Annotated in this window: 21 protein-coding genes and 1 pseudogene; 7 read left to right on the forward strand and 15 right to left on the reverse strand. The window is 62.6% G+C overall.

What is annotated here, in order from left to right:
• Nucleotides 1-264: 264 nt before the first annotated feature.
• On the forward strand, nt 265-2826 hold the full coding sequence (locus SLT36_RS13790; protein ID WP_432288155.1) for a GcvT family protein: 2562 nt from the start codon (nt 265-267) through the stop codon (nt 2824-2826).
• Between the two features lie 153 nt (nt 2827-2979).
• A complete protein-coding gene (locus SLT36_RS13795; RefSeq protein ID WP_432288157.1) occupies nt 2980-3732 on the forward strand; it encodes a site-2 protease family protein in 753 nt (250 codons plus the stop codon).
• Nucleotides 3733-3819: 87 nt separating this feature from the next.
• Here the strand turns inward: SLT36_RS13795 and SLT36_RS13800 are convergent, their stop codons facing one another.
• On the reverse strand, nt 3820-4404 hold the full coding sequence (locus SLT36_RS13800) for a TetR/AcrR family transcriptional regulator (RefSeq protein WP_432288159.1): 585 nt from the start codon (nt 4402-4404) through the stop codon (nt 3820-3822).
• 52 nt (nt 4405-4456) lie between these two features.
• Here SLT36_RS13800 and SLT36_RS13805 point away from each other — a divergent pair, with 52 nt between their 5' ends.
• From SLT36_RS13805 to SLT36_RS13815, 3 genes are all read left to right on the forward strand, one after another.
• On the forward strand, nt 4457-4954 hold the full coding sequence (locus SLT36_RS13805) for a DUF6463 family protein (protein WP_432288160.1): 498 nt from the start codon (nt 4457-4459) through the stop codon (nt 4952-4954).
• Between the two features lie 97 nt (nt 4955-5051).
• The gene (locus tag SLT36_RS13810; RefSeq protein ID WP_432288330.1) at nt 5052-5894 is read left to right on the forward strand and encodes a DUF1194 domain-containing protein; all 843 of its coding nucleotides are present in this window, start codon (nt 5052-5054) and stop codon (nt 5892-5894) included.
• Nucleotides 5895-5993: 99 nt separating this feature from the next.
• Nucleotides 5994-6374 (forward strand): peptidase inhibitor family I36 protein, encoded by a 381-nt coding sequence (locus SLT36_RS13815; RefSeq protein WP_432288162.1) that lies wholly within the window; start codon nt 5994-5996, stop codon nt 6372-6374.
• Nucleotides 6375-6377: 3 nt separating this feature from the next.
• Here the strand turns inward: SLT36_RS13815 and SLT36_RS13820 are convergent, their stop codons facing one another.
• From SLT36_RS13820 to SLT36_RS13830, 3 genes are all read right to left on the reverse strand, one after another.
• Entirely contained in the window at nt 6378-7316 is a 939-nt protein-coding gene (locus SLT36_RS13820) for a GlxA family transcriptional regulator (RefSeq protein ID WP_353622437.1), read from the reverse strand.
• A 366-nt stretch (nt 7317-7682) separates the two neighbouring features.
• A complete protein-coding gene (locus SLT36_RS13825) occupies nt 7683-7823 on the reverse strand; it encodes a hypothetical protein (RefSeq protein ID WP_432288163.1) in 141 nt (46 codons plus the stop codon).
• A gap of 326 nt (nt 7824-8149) precedes the next feature.
• Complete coding sequence (locus SLT36_RS13830; protein WP_067960912.1) at nt 8150-8329, reverse strand: hypothetical protein; 180 nt, start codon at nt 8327-8329, stop codon at nt 8150-8152.
• Between the two features lie 227 nt (nt 8330-8556).
• Here SLT36_RS13830 and SLT36_RS13835 point away from each other — a divergent pair, with 227 nt between their 5' ends.
• A complete protein-coding gene (locus SLT36_RS13835) occupies nt 8557-9456 on the forward strand; it encodes a LysR substrate-binding domain-containing protein (protein WP_067960915.1) in 900 nt (299 codons plus the stop codon).
• Nucleotides 9457-9504: 48 nt separating this feature from the next.
• Here the strand turns inward: SLT36_RS13835 and SLT36_RS13840 are convergent, their stop codons facing one another.
• Nucleotides 9505-10485: an alpha/beta hydrolase gene (locus tag SLT36_RS13840; protein WP_432288332.1), complete on the reverse strand. Its 981-nt coding sequence runs from the start codon at nt 10483-10485 to the stop codon at nt 9505-9507.
• A 133-nt stretch (nt 10486-10618) separates the two neighbouring features.
• Between SLT36_RS13840 and SLT36_RS13845 the strand changes: the two are divergent.
• Nucleotides 10619-11377: pseudogene (locus SLT36_RS13845) on the forward strand (IS5 family transposase).
• Nucleotides 11378-11380: 3 nt separating this feature from the next.
• Here the strand turns inward: SLT36_RS13845 and SLT36_RS13850 are convergent.
• The 10 genes from SLT36_RS13850 to SLT36_RS13895 all read right to left on the reverse strand — a co-directional run bounded on the left by SLT36_RS13850 (nt 11381) and on the right by SLT36_RS13895 (nt 19566).
• Complete coding sequence (locus SLT36_RS13850) at nt 11381-11563, reverse strand: hypothetical protein (protein ID WP_432288164.1); 183 nt, start codon at nt 11561-11563, stop codon at nt 11381-11383.
• A gap of 161 nt (nt 11564-11724) precedes the next feature.
• The gene (locus SLT36_RS13855; protein ID WP_432288166.1) at nt 11725-12027 is read right to left on the reverse strand and encodes a hypothetical protein; all 303 of its coding nucleotides are present in this window, start codon (nt 12025-12027) and stop codon (nt 11725-11727) included.
• A 150-nt stretch (nt 12028-12177) separates the two neighbouring features.
• Nucleotides 12178-12360, reverse strand: a complete 183-nt coding sequence (locus SLT36_RS13860; protein WP_432288168.1) for a hypothetical protein — start codon at nt 12358-12360, stop codon at nt 12178-12180.
• Between the two features lie 332 nt (nt 12361-12692).
• Complete coding sequence (locus SLT36_RS13865; protein ID WP_432288169.1) at nt 12693-14801, reverse strand: ASKHA domain-containing protein; 2109 nt, start codon at nt 14799-14801, stop codon at nt 12693-12695.
• Between the two features lie 169 nt (nt 14802-14970).
• A complete protein-coding gene (locus SLT36_RS13870; protein ID WP_432288170.1) occupies nt 14971-15942 on the reverse strand; it encodes a methyltetrahydrofolate cobalamin methyltransferase in 972 nt (323 codons plus the stop codon).
• Nucleotides 15943-16019: 77 nt separating this feature from the next.
• On the reverse strand, nt 16020-17120 hold the full coding sequence (locus SLT36_RS13875) for a methylenetetrahydrofolate reductase (RefSeq protein ID WP_067960933.1): 1101 nt from the start codon (nt 17118-17120) through the stop codon (nt 16020-16022).
• A complete protein-coding gene (locus tag SLT36_RS13880; RefSeq protein WP_432288171.1) occupies nt 17117-17701 on the reverse strand; it encodes a methylenetetrahydrofolate reductase C-terminal domain-containing protein in 585 nt (194 codons plus the stop codon). The genes SLT36_RS13875 and SLT36_RS13880 overlap by 4 nt, the downstream gene beginning before the upstream one ends.
• The gene (locus SLT36_RS13885; protein ID WP_115733777.1) at nt 17694-17996 is read right to left on the reverse strand and encodes a virulence factor; all 303 of its coding nucleotides are present in this window, start codon (nt 17994-17996) and stop codon (nt 17694-17696) included. Before SLT36_RS13885 ends, SLT36_RS13880 begins: the two co-directional genes overlap by 8 nt.
• A 137-nt stretch (nt 17997-18133) precedes the next feature.
• Entirely contained in the window at nt 18134-18901 is a 768-nt protein-coding gene (locus SLT36_RS13890; protein WP_432288173.1) for a formyl transferase, read from the reverse strand.
• Nucleotides 18902-18906: 5 nt separating this feature from the next.
• The gene (locus tag SLT36_RS13895) at nt 18907-19566 is read right to left on the reverse strand and encodes an exopolysaccharide biosynthesis protein (RefSeq protein ID WP_432288175.1); all 660 of its coding nucleotides are present in this window, start codon (nt 19564-19566) and stop codon (nt 18907-18909) included.
• Nucleotides 19567-19670 lie beyond the last annotated feature (104 nt).

Below are 19670 nucleotides of genomic sequence, written 5' to 3' on the forward strand. Positions count from 1 at the left end.
CACGACGTTGTTGTACTCAACTACAGGTAAATGGCGACAAAAGCGTTAAGCGGGCCGATTTCGCCATGCTTGCGGCCGAGGCTGCCGGCTGTGGGCGGTCTGATGGAGGCGCGTCGGCGGCAGGAGAATAACTGGGCGGCGTGGCTAATCGATGCCGGCAATTTTGCCGAGGTCGCGCGGCCTTGTGGCAATGTCGCAAACAGGCTGCAATCGCGCTGCGGCGCTCTATAGTCTGCGCGCAATATCATCTCGGAGTCGTGGGTAATGGCTGAGTTTCCGAAAACGGCAAAGGTCGTCATCGTCGGGTTGGGCGGCATCGTGGGCGCATCGATTGCCCATCACCTGATCGAGCGCGGCTGGACCGACATCGTCGGCATCGACAAGTCGGGCGTGCCGACCGACATCGGCTCGACGGCGCATGCCTCCGACTTCTGCTACACCACCAGCCACGACTATCTCTCGGTCTGGACCACGCAATATTCGATCGATTTCTACGAGAAGATGGGCCACTACGCCCGCATCGGCGGCCTCGAGGTGGCGCGCGCCGGCGACGACAGCTGGATGGAGGAGATCAAGCGCAAGCTTTCCTCGGCCAAGGCGTTCGGCACCCGCGCACACTACGTTTCGCCCTCCGAGATCAAGGCGATGTTCCCGCTGATCGAGGAAGATCAGGTGATGGGCGGCATGTTCGATCCTGATGCCGGCCTCGTCATTCCGCGCTCGCAGACGGTTGCGGGCAAGCTTGTCGATGCCGCCGAGAAGTCCGGAAAGCTCAAGATCTTCGGCAATACGCCGGCGACGTCGCTGATTGTCGAGGGCGGCCGCATCAAGGGCGTCGTCACCCATCGCGGCACAATCATGGCCGACCATGTCGTCGTCTGCGCCGGGATCTGGGGCCGCCTGATCGCCGAAATGGTCGGCGAGGACCTGCCGGTCATGCCGGTCGACCACCCGCTGACCTTCTTCGGCCCCTACAACGAGTTCGAGGGCACCGGCAAGGAAATCGGGTTCCCGCTGCTGCGCGACCAGGGCAACTCGGCCTATATGCGCGACACCGGCGACCCCAGGACCACCGAGGGCGGCCAGATCGAGTGGGGCTATTACGAACAGACCAATCCGCGCCTCTGCCATCCGCGCGAGCTCCTGGAAAAACACGAGGCGCGTCTTTCGCCGTCGCAGCGCGACCTCGACATGGAACAGATCATGGAGCCGCTCGAGCGCGCCATGGAGCTGACGCCGATCCTTGGCGAGATCGGCTACAACGAGAGCCACTCCTTCAACGGCCTGCTGCAGGTTTCCGCTGCCGGCGGCGCCTCCTGCGGCGAAAGCCAGAAGGTGCGCGGCCTCTGGTACTGCGTCGCCATCTGGGTCAAGGACGGCCCCGGCTACGGCAAGCTGATCGCCGACTGGATGACCGACGGCCGCACCGAGATCGACCACAACTCGATCGACTATGCCCGCTTTTACCCTCACCAGCTGGAAGAAAAGTTCATCGAAGGCCGCACCTTCGAGGCGGCGCAGAAGATCTATTTCCCGGCCGTTCATACTCGCGAGCCCTATGCCACCGGCCGCAACGTCAAGCGCTCGCCCTTCTATGAACGCGAAGTCGAGCTCGGCGGCTACTTCATGGAACTTGGCGGCTGGGAACGTGCGCATGGCTACAAGGCCAATGAGCACCTGCTGGAGAAGTACGGCAACCGCGTGCCGGTGCGCGAAAACGAGTGGGACTCCAGGCACTTCTGGCGCGTTTCGAATGCCGAGCATCTGGCGATGAGCGAGGATTGCGGCATCGTCAACCTCAGCCACTTCCACATGGTCGATATCGAAGGCCCCGACCATGTCGAGCTTTTGGAATGGCTCTGCGCTGCCAAGATCGGCGGCGACGGCAACATCGGCAAGGGCGTCTACACTCATTTCCTCGACGACGAGGGCATGGTGCGCGCCGACTTCACCGTGTTCCGCATGGCCGACCGCTGCCGGCTGGTGAACGGTGCCGATGCCGGTCCACGCGACTTCCACTACATGAAGCGCGTCGCCGAGGATCGTGGCCTCGACGTCACCATCACCGACACGTCGGAAAAGTTCATCACCATCGGCATCTGGGGGCCGAATGCCCGCGAGAAGCTGAAGAAGGTGGTGGCGAACCCTGCTGGCCTCGACCAGGAAAATTTTGCCTTCGCCGCGATCAAGCAGGTCGAGATCGCCGGCAAGAGTGTCACAGCGTTCCGCATCTCCTATGTCGGCGAGCAGGGCTGGGAACTGCACATGAAATACGAGGATGGCCTGGCCGTCTGGGATGCGCTGCGCTCGACCGGCGTCATGGCCTTCGGCGTCGAGACCTATGCCAATTCGCGCCGCATGGAAAAGAGCCTGCGCTTGCAGAACGCCGACCTGCTGACCCAATACAACCTCATCGAGGCCGATCTTGCCCGCCCGAAGGTCAAGGACGTCGATTTCCGCGGCAAGGCCAAGCATCTCGAATACAAGGCGCGCGATCACCAGCCGGCAATGCTGTGCACGCTGGTCATGACCGAGAACACCGACAGGAATGGCGTAAAGCGTTACCCGGTCGGCACGCTGCCGGTCATCGACCCGCAGACGGGCGAAGTGCTTGTCGACGAGCTCGGGCGCCGGTCCTACACGACCTCGATCGCCTTCGGCCCGACCATCGGCAAGAACATCGCGCTGGCCTATCTGCCGCACGCCTATTGCCAGGAAGGCCGCAAGCTGAATGTCGAGTATTTCGCCGAGACCTATCCGGTCGAGGTTGTCGGCATCGGCTACAAGCCGCTCTATGATCCGGAGAACCTGAAGCCGCGCAGCTGACATGGCAGTTTTGAGCGGTCGGAAACTCGTGTCGACCGCTCAACACGGCTACCCCTGCCTGGCTCAGGTCTGATACGCTCGGCCCAGCCGACCGGGGAGGGGCATCTGGCGACCGTTCGATCAAAAAGGCGCGTTGATGCGCTGACGTTCCGCGTGGCGGGCGTTCCCGTCCGTGTCCATTCGACCTTCGCCATTCCTGTGATGCTGCCGTTCCTGCATGAATGGTTCGTGCGGCCGCGGCATGCCCTGGTGTTCACCGTCATTGTCGCGGTGCTGCTGTTCTTGGCGGTGCTGCTTCATGAACTCGGCCATCTCTGGGCCGCGCGCCGCAGCAAGATCGCCGCCGAGTGCATCGAGCTCTATCTGTTCGGTGGGCGTATGTTCAGACCATTCGGCCAGATCCGCGCGTCGTGGGCATCGATCTATGCGGCCGGGCCGATGGTGAACTTGGCATTGGGGCTGTTGTTTCTGGCCGGTTACTATCTGACCGCTGCCTCGGCAGGGCCTGGTCTCAACCTCGCCCCGCCACCGCTCGAACCTTTGCGTCTGCTAGGGTGGACCTTTGCGCTGGGCGCGGTGCTCAATCTTGCGCTCGCATGTCTCAACCTGCTGCCGGCCCTGCCTCTCGACGGGGGATTCATAGCCAGGGAGCTGTCGCAGGCAAGGCTGAGTCCGCAAGCCGCGATGCGGATCGTCGGGATTTGCGGCCTTACCCTGTCGATGCTGCGCATAGTTGCGATGCTGTGGGTGGCATCGAAAGGCTTCCTGATCTGGATGCCTCCGCCCTTCGGTCCAAACTGGCGGGCGGCGCGAGGCATCCAGAAGGCCAGGCCGCGCAAGCCAGCGCCGGAAGAAGGCGAGACGTTGGAGTGGCGCGGCAAAGGCGGGCGGCCGATCCGACGGTGACGCTGCCGGCATATCTCGCTTGCCTGACGCCCATGCCAGCAAGTTTGCAATGATAACCGCACCCCAGCTGCTGATGCGCAGCTTGGGCTACTGCAGGGCCAGTTCGACCAGCGCGAGATAGGCGCCATCGTCGGCGAGCGCCGGATTGTAGCCGCGCGCCGCGTATAGCCCGAGCAGGGCCAGATAAAGCATCTTCGCCCTGGCGTGGGCCTTGTCTGGTTGCTGGCCAGCGGTTGCGAGTTCCTTTTCGAGATAGGCGAGGCGGACGGCGTCCACGGCTCGCAGACGGTCCGCAACCTGGACGTCGGTCGCAGCCCATGACTGGATCGCGGCTTCGGCACGCGCAGAATCGATGCCGTAAACGGTTCTTTCCAGGGCATCCTGCGCGAGATGGCGCAGGCGCTCCTTTGGAGTTGCCAGATCGGCCGCGTTGTCGATCAATTGCTGCGTGAAATCTGCGTCCCAAAAGTCGAGAATCGCTGCAAGCAGTTGTGGCCGGTCCTTGAAGTGCCAGTAAAACGAGCCCTTGCTGACACCCAGTGATTTGGCAAGGCGCTCCACCTTGACGGCCTCGACCCCACCTTCAGCCAGAGCGGCAACTGCGGCTCTCAACCAGTCGTCACGCGTCAGGTCCTTTATCCCGCCTTTTGGCGACAGGTCATTTCCAGCCATCACGTCTTCTCCTTGCGGCATCGCGCCACACCATACGGATGCGTATGGCCAGGTGAGCGCGCCCGCGATACATACGGTGCCGTATGGTCATGCCGTGTGGCGTGGCCGAGGTCAACAGCAGGAGGTGGACGTCATGGTCAAATGGAGCGCCATTGCGCTTATCGCACTCGGCATCGTTCATATGCTGGTGCTCGGGGCAGACATTCCCGCGGAACTGCCGAACTGGTTGTCACTTAATCTCTGGACCTGGGATCATTGGGTGCCGTTGAGGACGCAGCCACTCGATCTGGCTCTCTCTGGCGGTGTCTTCTGGCAATCCGTCGGATCGCTGGCGATCCCGCTGCTCATTCTCGGCGCGCTCATCCTCTGGCTCGATCGCAGGAGCCTGCCCATCCCTGTCTTTGTCGGCTGGGGGCTGCTCGTCTGGACGGCCATCATGACGGCGATCATGCCGCCGAGTGGCCTGACCGTCGTCTTCGTCGTTTCGATGTTCCTCACAGCCGGTCTGCAAGTCCGGTCGAGAAAGCGTGGCAATCCCCCGGCAGCCTGACCATTTGCGGTACGCTTCCCGACAATGTGATTGAAAAGCCCGGCTTTCTGGCCGGGCGTTTCTTTTGAAGAACCAGAATTTCGCTTACCCTTTGCCTATGTCTGCCGTGGCCAAAGCTCTTCTCGCAGGCGGTGCTGCTTTGGCACTGATGCTGGGCCTCGGCCTTCACGCCAATGCAGCCGAACAGGTCGATGTCGAACTGGTTCTGGCCGTCGACGTCTCGCTCTCCATGTCGCCTGACGAACTCGAGATCCAGCGCCATGGCTATGCCGCGGCGCTGACCCATGAGCGTGTCCTGGAGGCGATCGCCGAGGGCGCCTATGGCAAGATCGCAGTGACCTATGTCGAATGGGCCGGCTCGACGTCGCAGATCGTCGTCGTGCCATGGACAGTCATTGCCAATCGCGCCGATGCCGAGCGCGTGGTGCGGCAACTCTCGGCCAAGCCGCCCAACAGCGCGCGCCGCACCTCGATCTCCAGTGCGCTCGAATTCGGCACGGACCTCTTTGCCGAAAGCGCCTACCGGGGCATGAAGCGGGTGATCGACATCTCGGGCGACGGTCCGAACAATCAGGGGCCGCCGGTGGATCTGGTGCGCGACGCTGCCGTGGCGCAAGGCATCACCATCAATGGCCTGCCGCTGATGACCAATGGCGGCTTTGGCAATGCCTATGACGTCGAGGATCTCGACCGCTACTACGCCGATTGCGTCATTGGTGGGCCGGGCGCCTTCATGATCCCGGTCAATGAGTGGTCGCAGTTTCCGGAGGCGATCCGGCGCAAGCTGGTGCTGGAACTGGCTGGGCCCGCGTCACGTCAGTGGGCCGCCGAGGAAGCTGCCCATCCGCCTGTCGTGCTTGCCCAGGCGCAGCCGAGATATGACTGCCTGATCGGCGAGAAGCTGTGGCGCGACCGCTCCTGGCTGTGGGACAGCCGTTAGGCATAAGTCGTAAGCTGCGATCCAGTAGCGGAAAATGCCAAAGTTTGGCCACGCGGCTGTTTTCTCTGCGTCTTCTGGCCCACGAGGACACTGAGAAACATGAAACGCCTAGCACTCCTTGCCACCGTCGCATCGGTCCTGATGGTCGGCAGCGCAAACGCGCAGTATGACGAAGACGTCGCCTGCGAGATGTACGAACACAATGGCTATGGCGGCCGTGTCCTGCCGATGCGGGCCGACCAGTCGATCAGCTTCCGCCCCGGCCGGTTCTGGAACGACCGCGTCTCGTCGGTGCGCGTCGCGCCCGGCTGCACGCTTGTCGTCTACCAGCACACCGGCATGCAGGGCGCGTCGGAAGAGTTCGACCGCAATGCCCGCTCCATTGGCGGCTGGAACGACCAGATATCGTCGGCAGAGTGCATCTGCGACGGCTATCAGGACGACGGCGACGACGGTTACGACCCTTACCGGCGACAGTAGCTGTCAGGCCGCAATCAACTGTTTGCGGTCGATGCGCTCCTGCTGCGGCGAACGTGCATAAAGCTCACGGTAGCATTTCGAGAAATGCGAGGCTGAGACGAAGCCGCAGGCGACAGCAACCTCGACGACAGGCATCGACGACTGGATCAAAAGATGCCGGGCGCGGTCGAGCCGGATTTCGAGATAATAGCGGGCAGGGGACCGACCCATCTCGGTGCGGAACAGTCGCTCGATCTGTCGCCTGGACAGGCCGACATGGTCGGCAATCTCGATCAGCGACAGCGGCTCCGACAGGTTGGCTTCCATCAGCTCGATGATGGTCAGGACCTTCGAGTTCTGCACGCCGAGCCGTGCCCTCAACGGCAGGCGCTGGCGGTCGGTCGGGCTGCGGACACGATCGGTGAGCACCTGCTCACAGATGCGGTTGACGAGGTTGTCGTCGAAATCGTCGCCGATCAGTTTGAGCATCATGTCGAGGGCAGCGGTGCCGCCGGCGCAGGTGTAGATGTTCTGGTCGACCTCGAACAGGTCGGCATAGACATTGGCCTTGGGGAAAGCCTCGGCGAATCCCGGCAGATTTTCCCAATGGATGGCGCAACGCTTGTTGGACAGCAGGCCGGCATTGGCCAGCACATAGGCGCCGGTGCACAAGCCGCCGACGGCGACGCCGCGATTGTACTCCTCGCGCAGCCAGGCAAAGACCGACTTGTTGGTGTAGGTCTCGACATTGATGCCGGTGCAGACGATGACCATCGAAGGCCGTTCCGGCCCGGCCATCTTCTTGCGCTCCTCGTCGAGCGAGGTGTTGACGGCACATTCGACGCCATTCGAGGCGGGCACGGCCTTACCGTCGATGCTGGCCAGGCGCCATTTGTAGGCCTCGTAGCCGAGCATGCGATTGGCGATGCGCAGTGGGTCGAGGGCAGTCGCAAAGGCGACCATGGTGAAGTCGGGGACAAGGAAGAACACAAGCGATCGTTTGATCGGATGTCTGATGGCGTTCAAGGAACCCTCGCGCTGGCCGGGAACGACGCGACTTTGATGTCGCGAATAGCATAGCGTCAACAGCAAATTCCCTTGCTGTCAATGGGGTTGAAGCTGTCGCTAAAATTAAAGTTTGCGACATGGGCAAAACGCCGCTGGCTCGCTTTGACCAACAAATGACGCGTTTGAAACGGCGGGGCAGCCCGGGCCGGCCGAACGCCGGTGATGTCGCACCTGGCGTCGCCGAATGACAGCGTCAAAAAGAAAAGAGCGGCTTGCGCCGCTCCAATGGTTCGATCCGGGAGGACGGGATCGAAAGAAAACTCAGCCGACGAGCATGCCGAGGCGGTTTGCGGCGATCGCGCCGGTCTGGCCGGGCATCGTCCTGGCAAGGCGCTGGCGCTCGATCGCGGTCGACAGCGAGGTGTCGCGGCGGATGCCGAACAAGCGGGCAAAAATCTTCATGACACGTCTCCATGCACAGTGGTTACACGGGGTGCCTTCGCGTTGTGGAGTGGGGCAGCTCGTTTGACGATGCGCATATAGGCCTTGGCCGATGCGGATCATGCTGCAAATGCGAAGTGGCACACCTCAAAAGCGACACGACATACGACATTTCTGCGGATGCGACGTCGGTTGCAGCGAAAAATCAAGCTACTTCAGTCTCTTGAGAGGATATTGCGGCGCCATGCAAGCCGTTCATCTCAGGCGTGCGGCGCTCGCATGGCTGAGGCGAGGTCGCATGACCTGTCGACACCATGCGACTGGTCGCGACTTCGCCTCGACACTGCTCAGACCGCTTCACCGCTGTGGCCGCGACGGTAGCCGGTGTTCGAATCGAACGCTTCCGGCCAGCCGATGTCCTTCTGCAATTCGATCGGCAGCGAGCGGATCGAGCGGGCGGTGTTAAAGCGGGTACGGGCGGCGTTGAGTTCGCTGGCGATACGCCCGATCGATGAGAAAATGGACATTGCGGTCTCTCCTTCCTGCTGGGCCGGTTCAAGGCCGGCTTGAGGTGCTCGCCCGGTGGGCACCGCTTGCTTCAACCGTCTCGCGCACCATGGCGCTTCCGTTCCGGGATCTGTCGACGCTTGGCCATGGCCGCTGCTTCGATGGTGTTGACTATCGCTCAGGGATGAGGTTCAATCAAACGAAATGAAATGATGTGTTCGATCAGAAATATTGAAGGGCATTGGCCATGAACGCACCGCTCAATCATCCGCTGCCGCTGCTCGACCTCGATGTGCTGCGCACTTTCGTTGCGATTGCCGAAACCGGCAGCTTCACCACCGCCGCCAATGCGGTGTTCCGCACGCCCTCGGCCGTGTCGATGCAGATCAAGAAGCTCGAGGACATTCTCGGGCGCTCGGTGTTCTTCCGCGACGCGCGTTCGGTGACGCTGACCACCGACGGCGAAATGCTGCTCGGTTACGCGCGCCGCATGCTGGCGATCAACCGCGAGGCAGTGTCGAAGTTCATCATTCCCGACATCGTCGGCGTGGTTCGCCTGGGGTCGCCCGACGATTTCGGCGAACGCGTGCTGCCGCATGTACTCAAGCGTTTTGCCCAGACGCATCCTTCGATCGCCGTCGACGTCATCATCGACCAGAGCAGCAATCTCAGGCGCCGCATGGACGATCGGGCGCTCGACATCACGCTGCTGACCAATGCCTGCAGGGCCAATGCAGCAGGCGCCGAGACGCTGTTGACCGAGCCGATCGTCTGGGCTGGCGCCAGGGGCGGCTGCGCCCATCTGCGCGAGCCGCTGCCGGTGTCCATCTGGGAAGAGGGGTGCGCATGGCGGGCAGGGGCGCTCGAAGCGCTCGGCCGCGATGGCCGCAACTACCGCGTCGCCTATATGAGCGCGCACACGGCCGGCCAGCGGGCTGCGATCCTGTCCGACCTGGCGGTCGCACCGCTGCCGCGGTCGTTCATCGGCGACGAGCTCGTCGAACTCGGCGTCAAGGACGGCATGCCGGAGATCGGCAACTACAGCTTGGCGATGATCGTGGCACCCGAGGCAAGCGCGCCGGTCAAGGCCGCGGCCGACCACATCCGCGCGGCCTTCGAGACCTTCAACCTGACCGGCAAGTTCTAGGCCATGAACCGACAAAAGCGGGATACGGATTTGAGTGGCAAGCTCGCATCAAATCTGTCCGATTTTCCGCGCGAACGCTGCTGCCCGTCGTAGGGCCTCTCGTCCCGGTTCAGCGTCCAAGTCGAATTGATATTCATGTCCGAGCGCTGGCTCGTGATCAGGGAAGTAAAGCGCGTCGACAGTTACATTGTGTGCTCGGAGGGCGTTTTCTAGCGCGACCGAGTGCGGCAGCAACGGATCCCCGTTTCCTGCAGAGATGAGGGCTGGCGGGAATGCCGGTGTGACATACTTGGCGACTGACATCAGTTGAAATGATCGGTCGTTCTCGTGGTTGCGGGACCCACTATAGGCCCATGTCGTTGTGCGCATGAACCAGCCGTGGCCCATGAGATTGAGGTCGTAAGGGCCGCAGAATAGAATCACCCCGCGCAACTGCTTAGGCTGGATGTTTGCCGAGATCCCGACCTGTCGCGCATAGTCGGGCGCCGTAACTAGGTTCGCGGCCTGCGCGGCGATTTGCGCTCCTGCCGAGTCACCGGCAAGTATCAAACGAGTTGGATCAATGCCAAGGCGTGTGCCTTCCTGTGATACGAAGCTGAGGGCCGCGATCACTTGCTGCACTGGCTTCGGATATCTCGCTTCGGGTGCGATGGTGTAGTCGACATTGACAATGGCGAAACCTTGGCCAGCCAGAACCATGGCGTAGTTCTCAACATCGCGCCGCCGTCCTGAAATAAAGCCACCGCCATGAACCCAAATGATCGTCGGCCCCATGGCTGTACCTGCGGGCGGATGGATGATATCAATCTTGGCATCAGGGTCGGAAGAGATGTACTGTATGTTTCTGGCCACCCTAATCCCGGACGGTACATGCTTTTCCAGCTTCGCTGACGCTTCGGCAGCCCCTCGGTCGAAGATCGCTCGAATGACAAGTACGCTGGGCCAGGGCGTCACAAAAAGTGCGACCAAGCCTAGCACCGCCGCGGCGAGCGCAATCCAAAGAACCAACTTACGGAATTGACGAGCCATTGGCGTCCCGATCCCGCGCAGGCTGACAAACGCGGTTGTCCGGCCAAAGAATAGTCCTGCAGGTTTGATGTCTGCAATCTGGTCTTTGTTGAGGAGCGTTTCATTCTGAGGCCAAATATGGTTGAGGCGGCCCTTGAGCCGATATGACCTGACTGACCCCGAATGCGCGTCATCGAACCGCTCCTCCGCGATATGCCTCGTGGCGTGCCGCGCGTAGACGACCGCCGCGTACTGAACGGCATCTTCTGGGGGCTGCGATTTGGAGCGCCATGGCGTCTGCCTGAGCGGTGCGGTCGGCGCACCACTTGCGATAATCCTTTGTCAGATGGTGCAAAGCAGGTGTTTGGGACCATCCGATGTACGCCATCACAAAGTTCGATGACGGCAGGGTACAGATGATCGGTACCTCGGTTGTTCGAATGCATCAGCAGAGCGCGACGGCAAAAGGTGGATCGAGATAATGGTCTCGGCCGCTCACGAGGCGGCCTGCCGACCAAAATCTACGCTCTTGTCGCCCCCCAAGGCAGGCCGATCAAGCTGATGCTCACGGCAGGCCAGATGAGCGACATCGCTGCTGCAGCAGAGCTAACCAAGGAATTACCGGAGGGTGCATGCTACTCGTCGACAAGGGGTAAGATGCCAACGCATTGCGCAGTGCCGTCATCGAGCGAAAGGCAGGAGCCAACATCCGCCCAAGGCCAACCGAAAGGAACCGATACGCTTCTGTCCGTTCCTACATAGAGCGCTGAACCTGGTCGAGTGCTTCTTCAACAGGGTCAAGCAGTACCGTCGCATCGCAACTCGGCATGACAAGCTGGCAGAAAACTATCTCGCTGCCCTAAAACTCGTCGAAATCCGCATCTGGCTGCGCGGTAATGGGTCTAAGCCCTAAGCTTCAGCGCCTGACAGCGGTGGCCATCGACCGGTAGATGCGCGCCATCAGCGACGATGGCGGGTGCCAGTCAAGGTCGCGCTGGATCTCCGGTGGCAGCGCATTCATGATGCGTGCCGTCCGGCGGGCACTTCGCGCCTGCTTGTAGCGGGCGCCGATGCGGCCGAGATCGTCGAAAAGGGGCATCTGGCCCTCCTTTCAATTCGTGAATTCCAATTGTCGAAGTGCCGGCAATCAGCTCGTGCGGCGGCGTGGCCTCAATGCCATACGCAGGCGCCGGTCGGCCGCGGCAGGCCGGCCGGCGGTGCGCTGGCGAAAGGCGAGCAGGCCGACCTTTTCGGCGAAGGTCATGCGCAGCACGCTTTCGGCCGGGCGAACGCGATGACATTTGTCGCCGGCGCCAAGGGGCCGACGGGCCAGCCGAGTTCGATCTGTATGTCGATGGGCAACGCGTCGATCAGCATCGCCACGCGACCATATTTGTGGAGTTGACCCGCGGCGCCCGACCCATGGTGGGTCACCCCGTCGATCCAGCCGAGCTCGACCTGCAATTCGCGCGGCAAGCCGTTCATCATGTTCTCGATGCGGCTATCGCGGCACGCATGGCGCAACACCGAGCCGTACTGATGAAACTCTCCAATGATGGACATGGTCGTCTCCTGGGAGTGACGGGCCGGCAGCACCACGCGAGACTGGATGCGCCGCCGGCCGGGCAAAAGCTTATGCTCGTTTGTGTTTCAGGTTGATATCGCTTGAGCGCTTTTCTGTTTCAGATTGCGCGCGATGCTGAAACATTCGCCTCAACGGTCGGGCGAAATGTAGATCGCCAGTGTCGCGTGGCGCCGGCCATGTTCCGGGGCGGGCCAGCCAATGTCCTTCTGGATCTCCGGCGGCAACCTGTTCAGCATGCGTTCGGATCGGGCGGCGCGGCGGGCGCTCTGGATGGCCGCACCGAAGCGGCCGATGGTTCTCATCATCGACATTGTCGTCTCCTGCAAATCCCGCTGCGCCGCGCGCCTCAAGGGGCGTGCAGTGAACGCTGTGGTTCGTGTGAATCGGTGCCTGATCCATTCCAAAAACCGAACTCGATCTTCGAGGCCATGCACGTTTGCCGCCTGAGAGGCGAAGCTCGCTGGCGGCTGACGAGCGGAAACTAGTTCGGGATTGTTTCGTATCGATTTCGTATGAGCAGCAACTTCAGGTCGAATGGTTGCCTGACTGAAACACACCCGATACGTGCATCATAGCACAACAGCGCTCCGGCGAGGCGCGGAAAACCTCGTCGAAGCGCCGGTTGGGCAGATGTCCTTGTGGTTCAGTCGCGGGAGCGACGCGCGGCGCGTTCCTCGCGAGACCGGCGGCGTGGTGCACCGTCGGAAAGGTCGCCTTCGGCGCTTGCCGCCTTGCGCGGCGGCAGCTTGACGGCGGCCTGCAGCTTGGGGAACGGGTCGACCTTGTTGGGCAGCGCCATGGCGTCGATGAACAGCTGCTGGAAGTGCGGCTCGAGCGCAGTCTCGATCTTTTCGATCCGGCCGACTTCCGTCTCGATCTCGCGGCGGTGATTGCGGTTGAGCAGCGCCATCAGCGCGCCGGTGCCGGCGGCATTGCCGACCGCTTTGACCTCGTCGAGGTCGCAATCGGGAATCAGGCCGAGCACCATCGCGTATTTCGGGTCGATGAAAGAGCCGAAGGCGCCGGCGAAGCGGATGGTGTCGACGGTCTCGACGCCCTGCTTTTCCATCAGCAGCTTCACGCCGGCATAGAGAGCTGCCTTGGCAAGCTGGATGGCGCGGACGTCGTTCTGGGTAACGGTGATGCGTGGCTCGCCCTGGCGGCCTTCGCGCAGCAGATAGGAGAAGGTGCGGCCGTTCGGGATGATGCGCGGGCTTTTCTCGGCCATCGATCCGTCGATGACGCCATCTTCGGAGATGATGCCAGACAGGTACATCTCCGCCACCACCTCGATGATCGCCGAGCCGCAGATGCCGGTGACGCCGGTGGTCCACGATGCCTCGTCGAAGCCGTCCTCGTCCGACCATTTGTCGGTGCCGATGACGCGATATTTCGGCTCCAGCGTCTCAGGGTCGATGCGCACGCGCTCGATGGCGCCAGGGGCTGCACGTTGGCCAGAAGAGATTTCGGCGCCTTCGAAGGCCGGGCCGGTGGGCGAGGACGCGGCGACGACCCGGTTCCGGTTGCCGAGAATGATCTCGGCATTGGTGCCGACATCGACCAGCAGCATCATCTTGTCCTGGCGGTACGGTCCCTCGGACAAGGTCGCACCGGCAGCATCCGCGCCGACGTGCCCGGCGATACAGGGCAAGGTGTAGAGACGCGCGCCGCGATTGACCTCGATGTCGATCTCATGCGCCCAGAATTGCAGCGCGCCTGAAACGGCGAGCGCGAACGGCGCCTGGCCGAGTTCCGTCGGGTCGATGCCGAGGAACAGGTGATGCATGATCGGATTGGCGACGAAGACGCAGTCGAAGATGTCGTCGCGGTTGGCCTGGCCTTCCTCGCAGACCTTGCCGATGAGCCCGTTGACGGCCTCGCGCACGGCCTTGGTCATGGCTTCGCGACCGTCGGGGTTCATCATCACATAGGAGACGCGGCTCATCAGATCTTCGCCGAAGCGGATCTGCGGATTGGACGTGCCTGACGAAGCGGCGATGCGGCCGGACAAAAGCGACACCAGATGCATGGCGATGGTCGTCGAGCCGATGTCGCAGGCGATGCCATAGGCCTCGTTCTTCAAGCCGGGGAACAGGCCGATGATGAAGGGGCGCGAGGAATCCATGTCGCGGTGGACTACCGCGGTCACGCCCCATTTGCCGGGCGTAACCTCCGGCTGGTCGGGCAGCTTGGTGCGCAGGATCTTCTGGACCTGGGCGATGAGGTGGGGGGCGACCAGCAGGTCCTTCCAGCCCCAGTCCTTTTCGAGTGCTACCTTGAGGCGGTCGAGGTCGCCGAGCGGCTTGTGCATGTCGGGCTCCTCCAGCTCGACATAGCAGAGCTGGACGGCGGCATTGCGCTCGATGACGCGATCGGTGGCTGCCTTGCGCACGACCTGCGCGTTGATGACGGTGTCCTGTGGTACGTCGATGACGAGGTCGCCCTGGATCGTCGCCGAACATGACAGGCGCCGGCCTTCAGGCAGGCCGCGAACGCGCTCGTAGCGCTCTTCCTTCGGGCCCTTGGGCGAGATGTGGTCGTTCGACGAGATGATCTTGTGCTTGGCGAAATTGCCTTCCTGCACCTCGACCTGGCAGCGGCCGCAGGTGGCGCGTCCGCCGCACACGCTTTCGACATAGACGCCAAGCGTACGCGCCGCGTCGAGCACGGGCGTTCCCACCGGAAACCGGCCGCGCTTGCCCGAAGGCATGAACAGGACAAGCGGATCGGTGATGTTGGCGGGAGAGTTCATTGCAATGCTCCGGAATGCACCGACCTTATGGCGATCGGGTTGCCCCTCATCTGCCTGCCGGCAACTTCCCCCCGCGTGCGGGGGGAAGGAAAATCATGCGACGGCTCCGCTTCCCCGTCCGACAGGACGACTGGGGAAAAATGGAGCGCGTCGTGTCCCACGACTGATCTCAGCCGCGCGCCATGCGGGCTTCACGGCCGCCGCGGCGGCGGCCGCCGGCGGCGGCGTCACCCGGTGCGCTGACGGCGACGGGAGCTGCAACGGCGTGGCCGCCCTCCGATGGCTTGTAGTCCTTATAGGTCTTGATCCAGTGGGTGCAGTGCTCGTCGGTGCCGTTGAGCACGTTGGCACCGCGCACCGCTTCCATTTCCTGCGGACGAACCGGGTTCATGATCGCCGATGTCATGCCGGCGCCGATGACCATCGGGATGAAGGCGGCGTTGATTCCGTGGCGGTGCGGCAGGCCGAACGAGATGTTGGACAGGCCGCAGGTGGTGTTGACCTTGAGCTCTTCACGCAGGCGGCGCAGCAGCGCAAAGACCTGGCGGCCGGCATCGCCAAGCGCGCCGATCGGCATGACGAGCGGATCGACGACCACGTCATGGGCGGGAATACCGAAATCGGCGCAACGCTCGACGATCTTCTTGGCAACCGCAAAGCGGACGTCGGGATCCATCGAGATGCCGGTCTCGTCATTGGAGATGGCGACGACCGGGACGTTGTACTTCTTGACCAGCGGCAGGATCGCTTCGAGCTTCTCTTCCTCGCCGGTGACGGAGTTGACGAGCGGGCGGCCCTTGGCAACCTTGAGGGCTGCCTCGATCGCCGCCGACACCGAGCTGTCGATCGCCAGCGGCAGGTCGACCAGGTTCTGGACGATCTCGAGCGTCTGCACCAGAAGCGCCGGTTCGGTCGCATTCGGATCGACCGCCGTCACGCCGGCATTGATGTCCAGCATCGTCGCGCCGCAGGCGGCCTGCTCCAGGGCGTCCTTGATGACGGTCTCGAAATTGCCGGCAACCATCTCGGCGGCCAGCTTCTTGCGGCCGGTCGGATTGATTCGTTCGCCAATGACGCAGAAAGGCTGATCGAAACCGATGATGATTTCGCGGGTCGCCGAGGCGACGATCGTGCGGGTCATGAAGTTCTCCCTAAGATATAAAGATTTCTTTATATCGTTGTCTGGTTTCGTTCAAGCGCGGCAGTCGCGCCTGCCTGTCAGTGCGCGGTCTTCACCATGTCGACCTGCGATTCGGTAACGTCGTCGTGCAGGATGTGCTCGAGCCGCTCGGCGACACGCTGGTCGTCGGCACGGGCCTCGCGTTTCCATGGCCGGCGACCCTTCAGCACGCCCGATTCATCGACGATCTCGGCGACATATTCCTCCTGCCGGTAGGCCATCACGTGGACTCCCGACACGCCAGGTATCTCCTTGACCTCGTTGATGATGTCGATGCAGAGCTGCTTGCCTTCCTTCTTCTGGTCCTGGGCGCCTTCCAGACGCTTGATGACTGTATCTGGGATGTGGATACCCGGCACGTTGGCGCGGATCCACTTGGCTGTCTTGGCCGAGGCAAGCGGGCCGACACCGACCAGGATGTAGCATTTCTCGTCATAACCGAGATCGCGCACGCGGTTCATGAAGGTGCGGAACATCGGCACGTCGAAGCAGTATTGGCTCTGCACGAACTGTGCGCCGGCGGCGATCTTCTTGCCGAGATGAACAGGCCTGAAATCATAGGGCGGGGCGAAAGGGTTGACTGCGGCGCCAAGGAAGAGCTGCGGTGGCGTGGTCAGCTTGCGGCCCGACAGGAACTTTCCATTGTCGCGCATGATGCGCACGGTTTCGAGCAGCGACGTCGAGTCGAGGTCGAACACCGGCTTGGCGCCGGGTTGGTCGCCGGCCTGCACGCCGTCGCCGGTCAGGCACAGGATGTTGGCCACGCCCATGGCGGCCGCGCCGAGCACGTCGCCCTGGATGGCGATGCGGTTCTTGTCACGGCAGGCAATCTGCATGATCGGTGCGTAGCCCATGCGGGTGAGCAGAGCACAGATGCCGACCGACGACATGTGGCAATTGGCACCAGAAGCATCGACCGCGTTGATGCCGTCGACCCAGCCGTCGAAGATTTTGGCGCGGTTGTAGACGTCTTCGGGGTCGGCGCTGTCGGGCGGGTTCAGTTCGGTGGTGACGGCGAATTCGCCCCGGCGCAGCACGCGCTCCAGGCGGCCGCGCGAGGAGTGGCCGGGCAGGGGGTCGAGCGGCAGGTCGATGCCATCGGGATGCTCGTCGGTCTGGCGCGGGCGCGGCGGGGTCATGCGACTTCCTTGCTGGCAGTTTCGCGCGTTGCGGCAGCCTGAGCGGTCACCCTCAGCCAGGCCGAGGTTTCGCGCAGCGACTGATCGACCGGCTTCTGGACGTTGAGGATGGCGTCGCCCTTGACCATGTTGCGCGAGCCTTCCCAGGCCTTGACCCAGACGCAGGGCATGTCGGGCTCGACCTCGCAGTTGCCGTTGGCGCGGACGCCGCCACAGGGGCCATTGCGCAGCTGCTTGGGGCAGTTCATCGGGCACGACATGCCGGTCGACGACAAGACGCACTGGCCGCACATCCGGCAGTCGAACATCAGGCCCTTGACCCGCTTCTCGACGAACTTGATCGGGGCCTCGACACGGCCATAACCGATGCCCTTCCACAGGGGATGGAGCAGCAGGAAGGCGTCGGCGAAGCGGCTGTAGAACCATTCAAGCAGGCGCGAATGGCGGATCGACCACAGCCTGATCGTGTAGCTGCGCTGGACGCGCCGCTGCGGCGATACATCGGCAGGCTTGTAGTCGCTTTTGGGCGCGGCCTTCTTGACCAAGGTCGCCTGGGTTACTGTAGGCTGGGTATCAACCATCTTCCTTGCCGCCTGCCTTGACGAGAGCGACCAGCCGCTCGCGTGTGAAATTTGCATCTATCTCGGCCATTGCCTTGTCAGCTTCCGCCTCGAGGTCGTCGCTGACCGGAACCGGGTCGGCCTTGCGCCACTCCGCCAGATAGGCGTCGGTGTCGCCGGCACCGGTGCGCATGGCGCACATGTCGATCGCTTCGGTAAAACGCAGCGGCAATTCGCGCTTGGCATTCTGCCGGCCCTTCTTGACGATCACCTGTGCAGGGATGTCGCGCCAGTAGACGATGATCAGGTCGGCCATTTCGGTCTCGCTTTCGATGACGTTGAGCATTGCCGCAACCATGCGGGTGCCGCTTGTTATGGGACGACGCGCGCGCATTCAAAAGCGACGCGATCTCCTGTCGCAAAAAGATAAAGTGAGGATTGCCGCAGACGCGTCTACCAGACGCCGCGGCGGATGCCCGTCCAGAGATACTGCCAGATGGTCGGATGGTACCATTGGCGGGATGGGAGGCCGGTGTCGATCGGCGTCATTCGGCCGGCAAGCACGTCCTCGACGGCCCGGATGCAGATGTCGCGGGAAAAGGCAGCCTGGCGCATCGCGTAGCTCGCGATAGTGTCGCCTTTTCCAGGAATTCCGCGTGCCTGGTAGAGGATGGAGCCGGTGTCGACACCGGCATCGACGATATGCACTGTCGAGCCGAAATTGCCGTGGTCGCCGGTGGCAAGCGCCCAATAGCCGCCGTTCATGCCGCGGTATTTCGGGTTGATGCCGGAGTGATAGTTGATGACAGGGCAGGGGATGGCGGCAAGCGTCCTGGCCGACAACAGCCGGCAGCTGGCGAGGAATATCACCGCTGGTTCCAGCTTGCGGACGACGTCGATCAGTTGGGGGGCATTGGCGGAGGAGACCGGAACGATCTCCTGGCTGGCGCGCGGCACGATTTCCAGCTTTTCCTCGGCAATAATGCGCTCGATGCCACCGCTCAGGAAACTCTTGGCTGCACGGATGAGCACCATGGTGCCCAACTGACCGGCGACCGAGATCCAGCCGAGTTTTTTGGCGCGGCGCCTCATCAGTTCACGCTTGGAGTAGGGCGTTTCCAGAACGACAGTGACGGGGCCGAAGCGATCGGTCAGGCTGTTGATGATTGCCCAGATATGTTCGCCGCCTTCAGTCACGAAGACGATCGGCCTGCGATCCATTCAGTCTACCCCAGCCAGGCCAGGAAGGCGTGCGTGGCAAAGCCGGCGCCGCCGACGACCGCACAAACGACGGCAAGCGATGCCACGCCGACGATGCTGCCGACGGCAAACAGGATACCGTCGCGTTCCGACAACGCCAGGCCGAGCAGCGCCGTGGCAAAGGCCGGCAGCCAATTGCCGAACGGGATCGGGAGCGTGATCGAAACGGATAGAATGAGCGCGATGATGCCGATGACGCGGTCCCCGCGCTTGCGCCAGAACGGCCAGTAGCGTGGACGCACCACTTGCTCAAGGCGGATCAGCCTGGGGACGACCCAGTCAGTGACGGTGCGGAACTGTTCCGCCGACAGCGAGCGCTGGGTGATGAAGTCGGGCAGCCAGGCGCGATTGCTGCCGAAGGCCATCTGTGCGGCGACGATCAGCAGCGGCAGGCCAAGCACCGCCGAGGCGCCGGGTGGCAGCGGCAGCATGTTGAAGGCGGCAAACAGCACCAGAAGCGGCGCGAAACTGCGCTTGCCCAGCGTGTCTCTGATGTCGCCTATCGAGATGCTGCCTTTGGCGTCGCGGGCGAGCTGGGCGAAGATCGCTGACAAGCGCCGGCCACGACGGCGCTTCGGCGCCGCATCGAATTCGCCTGCGTCGGTTTGCTTGTCTTGCCCTAACATTCAGCCTTCAGCCCACTTGCGGCCCGCTTTCTAACGCGCCAATCCCCATCGCAGTGTGCGACGGCCAGGTTAATCCTTGATGACCCCGGAGGGTGCGAATGTGA

This window comes from Aminobacter sp. BA135 (assembly GCF_050859125.1).
Lineage (GTDB): Bacteria > Pseudomonadota > Alphaproteobacteria > Rhizobiales > Rhizobiaceae > Aminobacter > Aminobacter ciceronei.